Raw genomic sequence first — 17,651 nt, 5'->3', positions numbered from 1 at the left:
TAGGTATATGTTAAAGCGGTAAACATATTACTGAATTTCTTCATTAAATATTGATGATTGCTTATTTTTACCTTTCCAAATAATATCCCTTTTTGCTTTTATGACTGTAAAAAACAAAAGCCTTTGGCAACTTGGCTTTGTCATTTCTTTTTTAATGCTTTTCTCTACCTGTTCTAGGCAAGATACGCTTCGTCCTAATATCAAAACTCAGTTAGCAGCATTCGACACGCTAACTTTAACACAGCCTGAACAATCACTCTTAGATTTAGATCACTTATTAATAAATGATGATTTAACAACCTTAGAACGCGCCATGTTATTGTTTAAAAAAGGAGAAGCCTTATACCTAAACGATAAATACCACGAAGCATTTAATGTGCACTTAAAAGCATATGCATTATTTTCTGAATTAAAAGATAAGTACAACGAAAGCCGATCATTAATTACCCTAAGTGGTGCTGCTTTGCACATGGGAGATATAGAAACATCTCAAGCATACGCCTTAAAAGCACTGCATTTAGCGCAATTAATTGGAGACAAACGTGTAGAAGGAAAAGCTTATAATCAGCTTTTTAGTTTACATTTTAAATTGAAAGATTACGATAAGGCTTTAACTTATATAAAAGCAACCGATAGCCTGTATTCTAAAACCACAGATACCACATCTATTATTGCCATAAAGAGTAACGTTGCTAGTGTTTATCTACAACTTAAACAATACAATAAGGCGCTAACGAGCTACTCTGAGGCTATGTCCTTAAGCCAGTCTAATAGAAACCCAAAAACATTAGTTAGCGTTTTAAATAATATTGGCTACACTTATATAGAAGCCGGAGAATATAATATGGCCGAAACATTTTTGAGAGGTGCCATTCAGTTAAATAAAAACATAAAAGTAATTAACGCCGCTCCTTACAAAGGGCTTGGTTCTATGTTTTTATTATCTAAAAAGAACGATTCGGCCGAAGTTAACTACATCAAGGCTTTAAAGATCTACGCAACCAATAATAATGCAAAAGAAGAAATAGAAGTACGCGATAAACTTATAGCAATAGCTATAATGTCTGGCGATTATGTAAAGGCTCTCGATAATCAAATAGTTAGAGATAGTTTACAATTAGATGTAAGTCGTTTAGAAAAAAACCGCCTTTTAGATTTTGCTAATGTTAATTATGAAGTCAAACAAAAGGAAACAGAAATTAATCATCAAAAAGAAATAAACTCTAGAAACCAATGGCTTTTAATCAGTACTGTATTATTGGCTGTAATGCTACTTATAGCAACCGCATTTTATGTTTACAACACCAAGTTGCGCGCTGCTAACAAAGCCTCGAAATTAGAGCAAAGCTTGTTGCGTGTGCAAATGAATCCGCATTTTATATTCAACACCTTAGCCGCGATTCAAAATATAACTTTAGAGGGTAATCCCGTAAAATCTTCTAATCATATTGCGAAGTTTTCTAAACTTATTCGTCAAAATTTCGACTATGTTAGAAAAGAATCTATTACACTAGATAAAGAAATCGCCATGATTTCTAACTATATCGAAACACAACAATTACGCTTTAATAATATATTTACCTATACCATCGACATTGAAGATTCTATACATGCTTCTGAAATAAAAGTACCGCCAATGTTACTGCAACCTTTTGTTGAAAACGCTATAGAATACGGCTTAAAAGAGAAAAAGGAAGGCGGAAATCTACTTTTAAAGATTGAAAAAGAACAGCAAGGCTTATTGTTTATAATTCAAGACAATGGCATAGGTCGATCGGCAAAAGCTAAACAAGAAAAGATAACCGAAGAGCTACACGCTACATCCATTTTTATAGAACGATTAAAAATGAGAAAAAAGGGCGAAGAGAAAACATTTACTATCGAAGATTTATTTGATAATAACAACACTCCAATTGGTACAAAAGTGTTTTTTAAATTAAAATTCTAATGATAAAAGCCGTTATAATAGAAGATGAGTTTAATGCTCTAAATACATTAGACAAACTTATTAAATACACTCAAAAAGATATTGAGGTTATTGCAAAAATAGATAACATCACAGAAGCAACCGCCTTTTTAAAAAGCCAAACTCCAGACTTGGTTTTTATGGATATTGAGCTTATTGGTGGTAATGCGTTTCAAATTTTAGAAGCTTTAGATAGTATTGCTTTCAAAATAATTTTCACAACAGCTTATGATGAGTTTGCAATAAAAGCCATTAAATTCGACACTATAGATTACTTATTAAAACCTATCGATTCTGAGGAATTATCAGAATGTATTGACCGTTTTAGGGTCGCCTTTAAAAAAGAACAAGTTTATAAAAGTGCCATCGATAAGGTTTCGGAAATTAACGAAAAAGAAAACCAAAAAACCCTATTAATTAAAACAGCCGACGCGCAATATTTTCTTCAAATAAAAGATATTATCCGTTGCCAGTCCGATGGTAGTTACACCATTTTCCATACAGTCGATAAAAAAATAATGAGTGCACGCAACCTTAAATACTACGAAAACATTTTAAGTGAACACACTTTTGTTAGAGTACACCAATCGCATTTAGTAAACGTTAAATACATAAAAACAATTAGCGCGAACAACACAGTGTCCCTAACAAACGACGAAAAAATACCAGTTGCTACTCGAAAAAAATCTTATCTAAAACAACTTTTAGACACTCTATAAGTGCAAATACAAAACGAAAAGTGGCAAATGTAAAACGGTTTTAAAATCATCCTATCCAAGTCTTAGTTTTGAGGTAAATAAACAAATAACCTTAAAATTTAAAATCATGGGATTAAAAGAAAACCGATTTACTAAAACTTTTCAAGAGGAACAATTTCCACAATTAAAAGCTCAAATAATTGAAGCGGCAGGTTTCGATGTACCTTTAAATATTGAGTGGGCAAACTTATTCGAAGATCGTTTTTTACACCTTTACAACGACTCTTACCCAAAAATTTATTTCTTACCATTTATTGAAGCCTTAACGTCTATCACTGCCGACGATATGGGCAAAGAAGCACTTGCTGAAAGCTTAAAAGAAATACACATTACAAATACTCAAGATCATCACAATCCAAGTAACGCCTTTAGTTTTTCTAACGGAATTTTGACTCTAGACCATAGCCCAATTATTAATGCGGACGATGTGGATAGACGCACTAAAGTGCTCGTTGATTTATTAGAAAACAATTTATAAGTAAGCGTTTTAATCTGTTGTTTAATTGGTAAAAGTTATTGATATGTCTAAATCTATTTTTTATATTTTTTTAATCGGATTGTTTTTATCGCTTGTTAGTTGCGGTGTTTCAGGAATTGAAGCAAAAAGAGGGCTAATAGCCTATTTAAAAATGCACCATAAAGATAAGTATGAGGTACTTACTTTTAAAAGAGATTTTAATGCGGCTAGCATGAATCCCGATTTATTTTGGGTAGAATTAAAGCTTAAAGAAAATCCGGATATTGTTATAAACTTTGATTGGAATGCGAAGAACAAAGCATTATACATAGCATCACACAACAGACACGACTTAAGTATCGAATCGTTAACACGGTATCAACAACAAGAAATTGTTTTAAGAGAAGAAATGCACGAAACTTTGGATGCTGATGTTGTAGACATGGAAGTAAATGTGTTTAACCATACCATTAGCATCACTTTAGAAAAGGAACCAACGCAAAGGGATTTTGATGCTTTTTCAAGAAAAATACGTTACGTTTTGCAAGATTACCCAAACACATGGACTCAAGAAGCACATGTAGATTTCAAATTGAAAGACGAAAAGAAAGGTTTTTATGAACTTATAGTAAAGCCAAATACTTATAACGACAGCAACCTAACGTACAGGTATTACTCCAATGCTATTGTTGCAAATAATGCTGGATCTAAAAAGGCAGAACATATTGACCGTGTGATAAAACAAGAATTCGCTAAACCAGATTCTCCTATTTATTTAAATCGCATATGGGTAAACCAATCTAAATTAAACAGTTTCTATATCGCTTTTGAAAAACACGAGCCCTTAAAAGAAGCTGAAGGAAACAGACACATAACGGAAGCAGTAGGCGTGTACATGGTAAAAATGAACTACCCAAACCTAGACATGAAAACCTTAAAATATTACGACTACAAAACCACTCCTAGAGACGGTATCTTCTATTCGCTTATGGATCAATTACCAGAAGATTATCAATTTCTTATAGAACACCCATAACACCAACTTACATCATGGAAAAACCATCTTATTATAAAGCGTTTGTAGCCCAAACGCCCGAGGATATCCTGCAATCTATTTTAAAAAAAGAAGAACCAATTTTAATAGCTATTTCTTTAACCAACGGCAGTTACATGGAAGGTACGCTTCTAGATATTTCAGAAGAAAACAAGCATCAAAAATCGGTTTGTATACTTTCAGAAAACGATAACGTATCATTTTTCAACATACACGACATTACTGTTGTAACGGTAAAACAACCTAAAAAAATGGTTGTAGAATTATCTAAAGGCGCTATCAGTAGGCCTTTATCATCTGCCAATCAAGAATTGACTGTTTTACAACTTAAACGCTGGTTGAACAATGAAAAATTGTTGTTAGGAAATCAAATAAATGATTTAAAAATAGACACGCTAAATTTAAAAGAATTAAATAATAGATTGAATGTTCAAGATGTATTTACCGCATTGCAAAAGGCTGTAAACAACATCACCACAGATGCTCTAGGCGAGGAAGCTTATCAAGTACTCGATACCATTGTATTCGAACAAACAGAAACACTTCAGCTTAAAATACAATCTAAAACATTAACCATATCTCTAGCTATAGATAAGGCTTTGCCTGAAAATCTAGCCGACACTTTAGAAGAAAAGCTTCTTCAAATATTATAAAAAAATTAAATACACTCTTAAAAAATAAAATTATGGGACTTAAAGAAAAAAGAATTATCCAAGCCTTTCAAAACGACCTTTTTCCAGCATTAGAAACTGAAATTAACACAGCTGCAGGTTACACTGTACCTTTAAATATTTCATGGAACACCCTTATGGAAGATCGCTTTTCTCATATATACAACGATACATTTCCAAAAATATATTTTCTACCATTAATAGAAGCTTTTAAAGCTATTTGCGTAGACACGATGGGTGTAGAACTTTTACAAGCCGGGTTAAAAGAAGTGGTTATTGTAAACGAAAACGACGAGCATAATATAGAACGTGCCATTACTTTTGAAGATGGTATTCTAAGAATAAACCACAGCCCAGTTATTAATGCCGATAAGGTTGAAGATAGAACAGCACGTATTATCTCTTTATTAGAAGATAAACTAGAAGAATTTGCAGAAGGAACTCCTGAAGCAACAACTACAGAAACTTCTCCTCCTGCAACCGAAAAGAAACAAGAAGCAACAGAAGCTCCTAACAAAATGACAATACAAGAATTGTACAACCAGTCGCTTGTGCTTTCTCTAGAAAAACAAGAAATTTTTAGTGAAATGGTAGAAGGTTTAGGCTGGAGCTGCGATATGCTTGAAGGCAAATTAACTTATGGAGACAATCAGGTTTTTGACATTCAAGTAATAGGAACTTATGCTGAAAACGAAAAAAGCTGGTTATGGGCATGGGCAAATACGCAAAGTGGCATTCCTGAAAAATTTACACAAACAGCTTTAGCCATGAAAGCTATAGGTGAAGCTTACCAAATAGACGATTTAATAAATCCTAAAACAGAATTAGACTCCGATCCAGGTGCTTATTTTTCAACTATAGCGTCTTCTATGCTAAAAGAGAGTTGCTACGTACCATTAACTTTTAAAGGCTTAACCGTTTATGTTACTATTACCTCTAAAGAAGCCGATGACAAGGCCAGAACTGCACCTGCTTTAATTTGTTCTCACTTTACACAAGTTGCAGCAAGCTATAAGTTTCCACATAAATACAGCTTATACTTTTACTTAAAAGCAAAAGGTTACGAAGTAGAACTACCAGGAAATAATATTGTTGCTAAAAAAGATGCTGATCAAATTCTTGGGATTTTTGATTTAAAAGGAAGACTCATGAAAATTTCTAATTCTAAAATAACAGTTCAAGCTTAATATATTATGACTTATACATCAGAAACTATTTCGGATCTAGAAAAAGAACATCAAGCAGCTTTAAATACAGCTCAAGAAAAAATGATGGCAGATTTAAATGAAGCACAAACTTCAGGAGATCACAGTAAAATACAAGAAGCCAGTGTTGAATTTCAAAATATAACAACAGAGCTAGCTCAAGAATACACCAAACGCATTGAAGAAATTAATGCTTTAAACCATAAAGCTGTGGCAGATAACGAGCCACAAATCTATACTAACAACCGTGCGAACATCGATTTAAACTTACTGGTTTATGATGGAGATAGAGACTTTGTTATTGAATTTCAAAAAGACGAATTAATACAAGACACTTTAAAACGTGTAAACGAAAACAGTGGTAAGTTTAAGTCTAGAAAACATTTATTAAAATCGAGTTTAAGGCTTACAAAAACCTTGGCACCAATGCTTCACGAAATAGGAGAGCATTGTAAAAACACTCTAAAATTAAAAGCTGACATTGAGTTTTTTGTATACCAAAGCGACATCTTTAACGCATCGTGCTATCCGCCAGACGATAATAAATTATACATTATTTTATCTTCAGGTATTTTAGAACGTTTTTCTAAAGAAGAATTAATTTTTGTTGTTGGTCACGAAATCGGACATGTACTTTTCGAACATTTTGATTATCCAGTACGTCAAATTTTAGATGAAGGTGAGAACCACTTAGCGCCAATACACGCCATGAAATTATATGCATGGAATAGAAATGCAGAAATAAGCGCAGATAGAGCCGGGTTATTATGCTGTCAAGATTTTGAAGCTGTAGGTCGTACATTCTTCAAGTTATCTTCTGGAGTTACTACAGATTCTTTAGATTTTCAACTTAATGCTTACATCGAACAATTTTTAGATCTCGAAGAAGTTTTAAACGATGCCAATCACGATCCTTCCGATTGGTATAGCAGTCATCCATTTAGTCCTTTACGAATTAAGGCTTTGGAGCTTTTTAACAAAAGTGAAACCTATGCTAAATTTAACCCGAACATTACCGGTGAAATTACAGAGGAAGCCATGGAGGTTGAAATTAAACGTATTATGTCGTTAATGGAACCTGAAAACCTAGATGATGAAAGCGAACATTCTGAAAAAATTCAACGATTAATGTTCTTAAGTGGTTACTTAATTTCGAATGCAGATGGCGTTGTAGACGATTCTGAAATACAAGCATTAAGTAGTATTGTTGCTCCTAAAATTTTCGCCAATTGTATGATGACTATCAAAGGTCTTACAGAAGATGAAATGATAGACGAGGTAAAACAACTTACCAAAGATTTGGATATTGTACTATCTGTAATGCAAAAACTAAATATTCTTAGAGATTTATCTATTATATCGTATGCCGATGGAGAAATAGATGATAGCGAAATTAATGTTTTACACAATTTGGCAAGGCTATTATATATTAACACCGATTTTATAGATCGTGTTATTAGCGATGCTCAAGGTGTAAATTAGTTAGTGTTTTAAGGATGTGAATCCTCAAAACGTTTTTCCACAATAAAAGGTAGTAATTTAATTTACTGCCTTTTTTTTTGTATAACACTGAATAAAAAAAGCTATTCGTTTTTTAAGCAGTAGCCTTAACATTCTTTTTCCGGATGAAATAGGCAACTAGAGCAAACACCAGAAACAAAAATATTTTACCAGTTAAATATCCAAATCCAAATTTAGTTAACCTCTCAAAATCGGTTATTAAGATTTCTTACTAATTATAAAAATGATAGAAAAACCTCTCGATCAACTTCTTCTGCACCTAAACTTTCTAAATGGTTAGTATATACTTGGCAATCTATTAATTTGTAATTAGTGTGCTGTATAAACGTAATAAAACCAACTTTACTAGCATTGCTAACTTTGGTAAACATACTTTCTCCACAAAACACGCCATTTTTTAAATCAACACCATAAAGTCCGGCTACAAGTTTATCATTCTGCCAAACCTCAATAGATTTTGCGTAACCTTGATTATGCAGTTCTATGTAAGCATCAATCATGTGTTGTGTAATCCAAGTGCCAGCTTGGCCATCTCGTTTCATTTTGGCACATTCGGTAATTACGGCTTTAAAGTCTTTATTTACGGTAACTTCAAAATCGGAATTTCTTAAAACCTGCCGCATACTTTTAGAAACTTTAAGTTTCTCTGGAAACAAAACAAAACGCGGATCTGGAGACCACCATACAATAGGCTCGGCATCATCAAACCAAGGAAATACACCCGTCTTATAAGCCAATATTAAGCGCTCTGCAGATAAATCGCCACCAATAGCAAGTACACCTTCGGGAGACGCTTCCGAGACATCGGGAAATTGTATGTTTTCGTTTAAATAATACATTTAATAATTGTTATAAAACACAAACCTCTTTAAACAAACCAAAAGAGATTCTATTAATTGTAAAAATAAAAAACCTCAACATTTTAAGTAAAATATTGAGGTTTTTTTATTTGAAATCCAACAACGTGGATATGCAAAAATTTTTATTTAGAAAGGTAAATCGTCGTGATCTTCTTCTTTTAAATCTCCTGCTGGTTCAAAAGCATCTGCTGGTGGTACAGCTGGCATACCTGCTCCAGAAGCTTCTGCTTGTACTGCTTCAATTCTCCAACCTTGAATTGAGTTAAAATATTTAGTTTCTCCTTGTGGATTAACCCATTCTCTACCACGTAAGTTAATGCTAATTTTAACTTGTTGGCCTTCTTTATAACTATTTAATAAATCTGTTTTATCTTGTACAAATTCCACCATAATGTGTTGTGGATATTGCTCTTCTGTTGTCACTACAATCTCTCTTTTTCTAAACCCATTTCCACCGAACGTTTGAGTTTCTCCAACCATTTTTACTCTTCCTTGAACTTCCATTTTATATAATTTATTAGTATTCGTAAAATTAAAATGCCTTTATTTAAGACAGTAATATTTTCCAAGCATTTTCAACATCACCTAAACCCAAATAATCTTGAGCTAGTTTATGTTTTTGCTCGTCTGTTGCTGCATTAATATTTAGAGCACTCGTCTCTAAATTACTAATAAAAGCATCAACACTTTCAGCTGTTGGCAAAGCTTCCACATTACCCAACATACCTAAATCGTTTCCTGTTAAAATCATACTTTTTTTAATCGCATCAGGAAAACTATCCACTCCAATCCCTTTAGTTGCAATAGGTTTTGGTATTTCAAAAAAACCAGCTTTAGCTCGGCTATAATAACTACCACCTGCTCTGGCAACTAAATCTAGTTTTTCTTGGTTTATGGTATCATCTTCATTTAAAACAGCATCATCAATATGCAATTTAACAACCTCACAAATCACCAAATTACCAGCTCCACCTTCATGCCCTAACCTAATAACCTCATTCACCTTACATTCTATCTGTATAGGCGATTCGGCTACTCGAAATGGCTTCACAATATCAGATTTCAACATGGTTAACCCAGCTTTATCAAATTCGTTAACACCATCGGCATACTCCGTACTCGATAATGACATTTGATGTACTAAATCAAAATTAACCACATTAATTACCACCTCTTTTGTTGCCTCAATATTTAGCAACGTATGCTTTTCTGTATTATCTCTAACACGTCTGGCAGGCGAAAAAATTAATATTGGCGGCTTTGCGCTAAACACATTAAAAAAACTAAATGGTGACAAATTAGGCTTCCCTTCTGCATCCAGAGTGCTTGCAAATGCTATTGGTCTGGGCGCTACGGCACTTAACAAATAGCTATGCAATTTACTTGTTGGAACACTTTTAGGGTCTATAGATACCATTAAGTTTTTAATTTCGACAAAGGTAACTATTCTCTTTTGGAACTAAAAACAGATTTACTAACAACTTTGAACAATAATATTAACAGATTTGCATTATATTACTTGATAATTAATAATAACATGATTTTCACCAAATATAATGCCGCATTCCGTTGGGTAATGATAGCGACATCATTCATTATTGTCTCCCTAATTCTGTGGAACACCTACGAGTTTTTCCAGCATTTTAAAAAGGAGGAAAGTATAAAAATGGAAAATTGGTCGTTTGCTCAAACCGATTTTATAAACGATGAAACCAATGGCGATTTAGAACTTACCCTTAAAATTTTAAGCAGTAACAAAACCACACCAATGCTTGTTATTAATGAAGATGGCAGCCTTGGCAGTTATAATAATATTGACGAAACAAAGATTACCGACTCCATTTATGTTCAAAAATTAATAGCTAAATTTAAAGAAGAAAACACGCCAAAACACGTAAAAATGGGCAGCACTATTGTTAGCACCATTTACTACGGCAATTCGCCTTTACTGAATAAACTAAAATATTATCCACTAGCATTATTGCTTATTATTTTTCTGTTTTCGGCAGTGATTTACTTTTTTTACAGCAGTAATAAAAATGCTGTACAAAACAAATTGTGGTCTGGCATGGCTAAAGAAACCGCACATCAAATTGGCACACCCCTATCCTCTTTAATTGGTTGGACTGAAATTTTAAAAACTGAAAATGTAGATCCCGATTATATTCTTGAAATTGAAAAAGATATAGACAGATTACAAACCATAACCGAGCGTTTTAGTAAAATTGGCTCTTTACCAACTTTAGAACCAGCAGATATAATTAAAGAAACCTTAGAATCTTTTGATTATTTAAAATCACGATCATCCAAATTAATAGAGTTCGAAATAAAAACACCTGTAGACCCAATTCCTGTAAACTTAAACAAACAACTTTACAGCTGGACCATAGAAAATCTAGTTAAAAATGCCATTGATGCCATGAAGGGCCGTGGTAAACTTAAAATTGAAATTTCCCAATTAGAACTGCAAGTTAAAATAAGCATAACCGATACCGGAAAGGGTATTGCTAAAAAAGACTATAATAAAGTTTTTGAACCTGGTTACACTACAAAAAAACGCGGTTGGGGTTTAGGGCTATCGCTTACCAAACGTATTATTGAAGATTTCCATAACGGAAAAATAAAAGTATTACAATCGGAAAAAGGTGTAGGCACTACGTTTCTAATCACCCTAAAACGCGCTTCTCATGACGAAACAAGATAAGCTTATTACCGTAAAAGAAGTTGTTTTAAAAAACTACTGTCCTGAATGTTATAGTAACGACGGCATGCAACTCACCTTTAAACAGCGCTTTATTGAAACCACATTTTACAAACGTATTACCGACGACATTAAACATGTGCTATTCTGCAAAACTTGCGATTCTATAATTTACCCTGTACAATGGGATGAGCATATTGAGCGTGTTTTCGAATATCAAAAAAGAGCTTTTATTCCAAAAAAAACATCACGTCAATTTAAAAAACCAGCTTACCTTATTTTCGCACTACTTGGTGTGGCGATTGTAGCGGTAATTGTTACACTTCTAATTTACAATAAGATTATAAATTTGCCTTAATAGCTTCGGCTAAAGCAACAAATTCTTCTGTAGATAACTTTTGTTTCTGAATAAAACGGGCATCTTCCATAGATTGTAACGGAATTAAATGCACATGTGCATGTGGCACTTCTAAACCAATTACAGAAACACCAATACGTTTACATGGCACCGACTTTTCAAGAGCTAAGGCTACCTTTCTTGAAAAAGACATTAAACCATTATAAGTCGCTTCATCTAAATCAAAAATTTTATCAACCTCTTGCTTAGGTATACAAAGCGTATGCCCTTTTGCATTTGGATTAACATCTAAAAACGCTAAAAAATCTTCGGTCTCTGCTACTTTGTAACATGGAATATCTCCGTTTATAATTTTAGTAAAAATAGATACCATAGTTTGTATTTTTTATATGTGTCTTTATTTTTTTTAGATTCTCGCTTTCGCGGAAATAGAACATGAGGATTTTCTATCTAGAAATTTCAATAATATCGAACTTCATAACACCATTTGGTACTTGAATTTCGGCAACATCTCCAACCGATTTACCTAATAAACCTTTTCCAATAGGTGAGTTTACCGATATTTTTCCGGTAGCTAAATCTGCTTCACCATCTGCAACCAAAGTATAATTCATTTCCATACCATTGGTTTGATTTTTTATTTTCACCTTAGATAACACCAAAATTTTAGTATTATCCATCTGCGATTCGTCAATAACACGTGCACCAGCCAAAGCATCCTCAAGCTTAGAAATTCGCATTTCTAACATCCCTTGAGCTTCTTTCGCTGCATCATATTCGGCATTTTCACTTAAATCGCCTTTATCTCTAGCCTCTGCAATAGCTCTAGAAGCTTTTACACGTTCTACATCTTTTAATTGCTTAAGCTCTCCTCTTAATCTTTTTAGTCCTTCAGGTGTATAGTAAGATACTTTACTCATAACTTCGTCGTTTACTTAATAAAAAAAGATTCCGAAATACGATTTAATAACATTTATTAAAGCATTCGGAATAAAAAAATCCCGTTCACACGAGATTCGAAAACAAATATACAAAATAAATAACTCAATTTGCTTTTTGTTGTAAATTGCAAATCAAATTTTTAGTTAAAAAATGAAATTATTATTATCACTTTTTTGCATTATTTTTTTAACATGTTGTAGCTCGGATACGGTAACCGAAAACCCGTACTTACCTAACTACAGCTTTAACACTGGAAGCTTAATAAACACCAACTTACCCGAATACAGCCAACTAAAATTTGCGGCAAATTCCATTATTTTACAAAGCCCATATGGCATTAATGGTGTGGTACTTTATTATGCCGGTGGAGACAACTATAACGCCTTTGAACTTACCGACCCAAACCACCAATTAAGCAGTTGTTCCACTTTAAGTGTTAACGGCATTATTGCTACTTGTGATTGCGACGACGGCAACTCCTATGATTTACTGAATGGTATTAAAATGGAAGGCACTACGGGCACTTATCCATTAATCCGATACCGTGTAGAGGTTTCAGGATCTTTAATCAGAATATATAACAACTAAAAAAAAGCGACTCGAAGGAGTCGCTTTTTTTTATGCTATTTCAAATAAAGAATATTTAAAATTTTAATGTAGCGCCTACTAAAAAGTTCGACGTTGCTTGCGGATAGTATCCAGCGTAATAACCTGTACTTGTCCCTGTTTGGCTTCCAGAATCATCATAATCATAAGAGCCAAAATAGCCGTTAGATACATATTTTCTATTTAGTACGTTGTTTGCTAAAGCAGATAAAGTAATCGACTTAAATATTTTGTTCGTTTTTATAAGATAGTTTATACTAATGTCGTTTACAAAATAATCGCCTAAAACAGAATCTTCATTATCAATATTTCCCATATACTGTTCACCAACAAACTTACTTAAAAGTGATAATTGTAAATTTTCTACAGGTGAAAAATTAATAGCGTTCCCAATAACAACTTCCGGTGAAAACGAAATATTTGTGCTTCCTAAATCTACAACTTCACCATTTATAGACGAATTGAAATTCTTGTTTTTATTTGTACTCAATGCAAAATTAGTAGCTATACTAAACATTTTATTAAATTGAATATTCGCATCAACCTCCAAACCTAAACGGTAACTTTTTCCGCTAGTTGCTCTTATTGGGCTTCCAACATCATCCAACTCACCTGTTAAAACCAATTGGTTTTTATAAAACATGTAGTATAAATTAGAATTTACACTTACTTTATTTTTATTAAAACGCCACCCTAACTCAATATCTCTAAGTGTTTCGTTTTTGGTAACTCCTGCTTCAAAATCATCGCGATTTGGTTCTCTATTCGCTACAGCAAAAGAGGTATAAAAACTGCTAAACTGAGAATTCTTATAGGTTAACCCAACTTTAGGATTGAAAAAACTAAAATTAGCATCGGTAGTAAAGTCAACTCTATCAGAATTTAATCCGTTTGTTTTATAATCAACAAAACGACCTTGTAAATCAACAAAACCAATAAGTTGTTCACTTAACTTAACGGTTGCTTTAGAGAAAACACTAAAATCGTTTTTAGTAGCATCACCATCATAGTAATGATCTCTAATATTTGCGTTTGCAGCTAAATCACTACCCCAAATAACTTCTCCAAAATGATCACCATCATAAGAACTGTATGACAATCCTGTAATCACCTCAACTGCATTATTCTTGTAAGTAACATTGGCATTAACAACATAAAAATTATTATCTAACCAACGACGCACAATAACATCGGAATCTTCTTCAATTAAATTATTAAAATCGGCCGCAGATTCTTCTGTTTTATACTGCTCAAAATACCCTTTTCCTTTGGTGTAGTTTAAACCTAAGTTTGTAGACCAGTTATTATCAAAGCGCTCATTCCAGTGCAACTGGTAATGATCTTGCCAGTAATTATCGGTTTCATTATCGTAAGTATATGGGTTTTGTCTTCGATTTTCTTTAAGCTCATCGGCAGATAAACCATACCAAGCTTGGTAAGTACGCTCTTCATTCCCAAAAGTTAACGCTTTTATTAATGTATTGCCGTCTTTATAAATTCCTTGTAAAAAGTAAGATTTTAGATCAGTAAAAGCACGATCTACATAACCATCAGAATTTAATTTTGAAAAACGACCAGAAATCTCAAAATGATCATTTAACAATCCTGTACTTAATTTCACGGTATGCTTTCGGGTCCCAAAACTCCCAAAACTATTAGAAATTTCACCTGAAGCTTCATCAGAATACGCATCAGTTAAAAGGTTTAAACTCGCTCCAAAAGCACCAGAACCATTAGTTGATGTACCAACACCACGCTGCAACTGTAAACTCTCTGTAGACGATGCAAAATCGCCTAGATTTACAAAAAATGTGCCTTGACTTTCAGGATCATTATAAGGAATCCCGTTAATAGTAACATTAACGCGTGTTCCATCGGTACCACGCACACGAATACTCGTGTAACCTACGCCAGCACCAGCATCACTTGTAGTAACTACAGATGGTAAAAAATTAAGAAGCGTAGGGATATCTTGCCCCAAATTACGTTTTGCAAGTTGCTCTTTAGAAAGATTAGAGTGTGTAATTGGCGAATCGGCATTTACACGCACTGCATTTACCAAAACCTCATCGAGAGTTTCTGTTTTAGTAGAATCTTGTTGTACTGGATTTTGTTGCGCATTAGCACAAATTGATAACACAAAAAGTGCTAAAAAAAGAAACATATTTTTCATTACGACTATATTTATAATCGAATAAAAAGAGGTCATTATTCTTTAAAAATTAATTAGTTTTCGAAATACTAAGCCAAGCTTAGCATAACTATTTACAACATTTGCATGATGTAACATTTCCTAAACAGCATTACCTGTTCTAGGTTCAATGGGTATGATCTCAGCCGATATTAGGCACCCCTTTTTTGAGAACGCTGCAAAAGTAATTAAGAATTTAGAATTAACCGTGCAGAATGAAATAATTCTTTTTCTAATCTAAATTTGGCTTACGTCTATTCGCTTTTTTATCAGAAAGGTTCTTTTTGTTTTTTAATCGTTTTCTAATTACTGATTTTGGAATTTTGGTTCGAATACGTTTTTTAGGAACCGCAAGCGATGCTTTTATAAGCGCAAAAAACCGTTTTATAATAAGGTCTTTATTTTTATGCTGACTTCTACTTTCACCACATTGCATTAAAAGCACCCCGTTATTAGTTAATCGATGCTTTAATTTAACTAACAAACGCTCTTTTTGGTTTTCGGTAAACACCAACGAATTCGCCAAATCGAAACTAAGTTCAATTTTAGAAGACACCTTATTTACATGTTGCCCGCCCGCACCCGAACTTCTTACTGCTTTAAATTGTAATTCTTGAATTAACGCGGCTTCACTAAACATATTACCCCTGGTGTTCCAGCTTTAATAAATCGTTAACCGTTTTAACAGGGCTAAACGTATGCAATGGCACCTCTACAAAAATAGTAACCCAATCGGCCATACTTCCATTCCATAAACCAGGAAGTTCTAACGCCTGAATATCGGTTCCGTTTTGTGTTTTCATGGTAATAAAAGCAGCTTCAGGATCTACAAAATCTAATAAATCAAATTTTTCACCTTTATAGTCTTTAACACCACAAACCAAGTCGGTTGGATTAAAATGTGTAGCGTTTTCTACAATTTTAGCTTGCGCCTCATTAGCTATATCAATTTGAGCAAACTCTACAATTTGTAAAGACACTTCACCATTATAATCTTTTACCCAAAACGGGCCACCACCAGGTTCGCCTTCATTTTTAACCATACCGCAAACACGAATAGGTCTATTTAACTTACTCTTTAAGTAATTTTTCTTTTCTTCGGAAGCTAAATCATCAAAATCATCAACTAAAGACACATTCATCTTTTTAGAAACATACATTGCTATAGCAAGCAAATCTGCTTCTGAAACTTCATCTTTATCTAACTCTTCTAAGAATTTAAAAGCACGCTCTTGCACTTCAACTAAAACACCCGCAAGCATTTTTTTATATTCCGAAACTTCTTTATTCTTCTCAAAAACAACAATATTATCGATGTTTTTTATAAAAAGGATATCACTATCTAAATCATTTAAGTTTTCTAATAATGCACCATGACCTGCTGGTCTAAACAATATAGAACCATCATCATTTCTATAAATTTCATTAGCTGTTGTTAAGGCTAATGTTTCTGTTTCTTCTTTTTGATATGAAAAGGAAACATTAAAAGATGTATTTGTTTTTTCTTCTAAAGCACTCTTAATTTTATCGAGCTCTGTATTGAAATATTTATGATGCTTCTCAGAAACCGTAAAATGTAAATTAGCTTTATTATTAGACGATGCATATAGCGTAGACTCCATTAAATGCTCCTCAAAAGCTGTTACAACACCGGTTTCATAAGTATGAAATGGCAATAAACCTTTTGGAAAAAAGCTGTAATTTAAGCCAGACTCATCAAGCATTGCTTTTACAAACTCTAAACAAAGCTCTCCGGTAGATAAACTTTCTACATTCGCTTTTACAGATTTAATTTGCCCTAAAACCTCATTATAAAAAGGAAATTGCCTAATACCGGCAACAAACGTATGAATTAAAGTATCATTCGTGTTTTCGATATAAGCTTCAATAGATTCTCTATTAGGATCGTATTTTTTTAAAAACTGAAATAAGAATTTAAACATTCGTGTTGCCGCACCAGAAGCAGGAACAAATTTTACGATATTTAAATCGTTTTTCTTCGCTTCAAAACCAGCAATAAAATCACGAGTTTCTTCAGCGGAATAACTTTCAATACCTGTTCCAATGTTTGCTGCCGCAATTAAGTTGGAATAAGACATCCCGTTTTTTATTCGAGAAACCTGTCCTTCAACTTGTTTTTCGGTTATGCCTTTATTTTTAATCTGTATAATATCTTGTTCAGAAAACATCATTTCTTTTTTAATATTGATCTATATGCTTAAATGGCTATTTCGAGACGTTTTATTTATCGTCTTTCAACAACACATATGGTCGTTTATTAATTATTTTTTTATTTTAAAAAGCGTTAAACACTTCATACCTTTTCTCTGATTTTTCATGTTAACCATTTGCTTTTTAAGG

At 33.2% G+C, this 17,651-nt stretch carries 18 protein-coding genes; 10 read left to right on the top strand and 8 right to left on the bottom strand.

Annotated features, from left to right (window positions below; genetic code table 11):
- The first annotated feature begins 100 nt into the window (after positions 1-100).
- The 7 genes from V6246_RS11470 (at position 101) to V6246_RS11440 (ending at position 7,593) form a co-directional block, all read left to right on the top strand.
- Positions 101-1,948, top strand: a complete 1,848-nt coding sequence (locus V6246_RS11470) for a tetratricopeptide repeat-containing sensor histidine kinase (protein ID WP_341560642.1) — start codon at positions 101-103, stop codon at positions 1,946-1,948.
- On the top strand, positions 1,948-2,685 hold the full coding sequence (locus tag V6246_RS11465; protein ID WP_341560641.1) for a LytR/AlgR family response regulator transcription factor: 738 nt from the start codon (positions 1,948-1,950) through the stop codon (positions 2,683-2,685). The genes V6246_RS11470 and V6246_RS11465 overlap by 1 nt, the downstream gene beginning before the upstream one ends.
- 106 nt (positions 2,686-2,791) lie before the next feature.
- Positions 2,792-3,202: a hypothetical protein gene (locus V6246_RS11460; protein WP_341560640.1), complete on the top strand. Its 411-nt coding sequence runs from the start codon at positions 2,792-2,794 to the stop codon at positions 3,200-3,202.
- Between the two features lie 43 nt (positions 3,203-3,245).
- Complete coding sequence (locus V6246_RS11455) at positions 3,246-4,217, top strand: hypothetical protein (protein WP_159019020.1); 972 nt, start codon at positions 3,246-3,248, stop codon at positions 4,215-4,217.
- A 14-nt stretch (positions 4,218-4,231) separates the two neighbouring features.
- Positions 4,232-4,888, top strand: coding sequence for a hypothetical protein (locus V6246_RS11450; RefSeq protein WP_341560639.1), 657 nt, complete (start codon positions 4,232-4,234; stop codon positions 4,886-4,888).
- 32 nt (positions 4,889-4,920) lie between these two features.
- Positions 4,921-6,093 (top strand): DUF6882 domain-containing protein, encoded by a 1,173-nt coding sequence (locus V6246_RS11445; protein WP_341560638.1) that lies wholly within the window; start codon positions 4,921-4,923, stop codon positions 6,091-6,093.
- Between the two features lie 6 nt (positions 6,094-6,099).
- The gene (locus V6246_RS11440) at positions 6,100-7,593 is read left to right on the top strand and encodes a M48 family metallopeptidase (RefSeq protein ID WP_341560637.1); all 1,494 of its coding nucleotides are present in this window, start codon (positions 6,100-6,102) and stop codon (positions 7,591-7,593) included.
- A gap of 254 nt (positions 7,594-7,847) precedes the next feature.
- Here the strand turns inward: V6246_RS11440 and aat are convergent, their stop codons facing one another.
- The 3 genes from aat to V6246_RS11425 all read right to left on the bottom strand — a co-directional run bounded on the left by aat (position 7,848) and on the right by V6246_RS11425 (position 9,909).
- The gene (aat, locus tag V6246_RS11435; RefSeq protein ID WP_341560636.1) at positions 7,848-8,471 is read right to left on the bottom strand and encodes a leucyl/phenylalanyl-tRNA--protein transferase; all 624 of its coding nucleotides are present in this window, start codon (positions 8,469-8,471) and stop codon (positions 7,848-7,850) included.
- 147 nt (positions 8,472-8,618) lie between these two features.
- Positions 8,619-8,996 carry a DUF3127 domain-containing protein gene (locus tag V6246_RS11430; protein WP_042497659.1) on the bottom strand — a complete coding sequence of 126 codons (378 nt, stop codon included), beginning with the start codon at positions 8,994-8,996 and terminating at the stop codon, positions 8,619-8,621.
- A 43-nt stretch (positions 8,997-9,039) separates the two neighbouring features.
- Positions 9,040-9,909 (bottom strand): flavin reductase family protein, encoded by an 870-nt coding sequence (locus tag V6246_RS11425; protein ID WP_341560635.1) that lies wholly within the window; start codon positions 9,907-9,909, stop codon positions 9,040-9,042.
- Positions 9,910-10,029: 120 nt separating this feature from the next.
- Here V6246_RS11425 and V6246_RS11420 point away from each other — a divergent pair, with 120 nt between their 5' ends.
- Both V6246_RS11420 and V6246_RS11415 read left to right on the top strand, forming a co-directional pair.
- Positions 10,030-11,196, top strand: coding sequence for a sensor histidine kinase (locus tag V6246_RS11420; protein ID WP_341560634.1), 1,167 nt, complete (start codon positions 10,030-10,032; stop codon positions 11,194-11,196).
- Complete coding sequence (locus V6246_RS11415; protein WP_159019014.1) at positions 11,180-11,551, top strand: hypothetical protein; 372 nt, start codon at positions 11,180-11,182, stop codon at positions 11,549-11,551. Before V6246_RS11420 ends, V6246_RS11415 begins: the two co-directional genes overlap by 17 nt.
- Here V6246_RS11415 and V6246_RS11410 read toward each other — a convergent pair.
- Both V6246_RS11410 and greA read right to left on the bottom strand, forming a co-directional pair.
- A complete protein-coding gene (locus tag V6246_RS11410) occupies positions 11,535-11,924 on the bottom strand; it encodes an HIT family protein (protein ID WP_341560633.1) in 390 nt (129 codons plus the stop codon). The two genes, V6246_RS11415 and V6246_RS11410, sit on opposite strands and share 17 nt — an antisense overlap.
- A gap of 73 nt (positions 11,925-11,997) precedes the next feature.
- Positions 11,998-12,471 carry a transcription elongation factor GreA gene (gene greA / locus V6246_RS11405; RefSeq protein WP_159019013.1) on the bottom strand — a complete coding sequence of 158 codons (474 nt, stop codon included), beginning with the start codon at positions 12,469-12,471 and terminating at the stop codon, positions 11,998-12,000.
- Between the two features lie 172 nt (positions 12,472-12,643).
- Between greA and V6246_RS11400 the strand changes: the two genes are divergently transcribed.
- Positions 12,644-13,081, top strand: a complete 438-nt coding sequence (locus V6246_RS11400) for a hypothetical protein (RefSeq protein ID WP_341560632.1) — start codon at positions 12,644-12,646, stop codon at positions 13,079-13,081.
- 55 nt (positions 13,082-13,136) lie between these two features.
- Here V6246_RS11400 and V6246_RS11395 read toward each other — a convergent pair whose 3' ends face one another.
- The 3 genes from V6246_RS11395 to V6246_RS11385 all read right to left on the bottom strand — a co-directional run bounded on the left by V6246_RS11395 (position 13,137) and on the right by V6246_RS11385 (position 17,482).
- Complete coding sequence (locus V6246_RS11395) at positions 13,137-15,272, bottom strand: TonB-dependent receptor (RefSeq protein ID WP_341560631.1); 2,136 nt, start codon at positions 15,270-15,272, stop codon at positions 13,137-13,139.
- A gap of 250 nt (positions 15,273-15,522) precedes the next feature.
- Positions 15,523-15,930 (bottom strand): alternative ribosome rescue aminoacyl-tRNA hydrolase ArfB, encoded by a 408-nt coding sequence (arfB, locus tag V6246_RS11390; RefSeq protein WP_341560630.1) that lies wholly within the window; start codon positions 15,928-15,930, stop codon positions 15,523-15,525.
- 1 nt (position 15,931) lies between these two features.
- Positions 15,932-17,482: a DUF4301 family protein gene (locus V6246_RS11385; RefSeq protein ID WP_341560629.1), complete on the bottom strand. Its 1,551-nt coding sequence runs from the start codon at positions 17,480-17,482 to the stop codon at positions 15,932-15,934.
- Positions 17,483-17,651: the final 169 nt, after the last annotated feature.

The organism is Algibacter sp. TI.3.09 (genome assembly GCF_038154905.1).
In the GTDB taxonomy this organism is placed as follows: Bacteria; Bacteroidota; Bacteroidia; order Flavobacteriales; family Flavobacteriaceae; genus Algibacter.
Note: the sequence above shows the minus strand (reverse complement) of the source record. Positions and strands in the feature narration are given on the sequence as shown.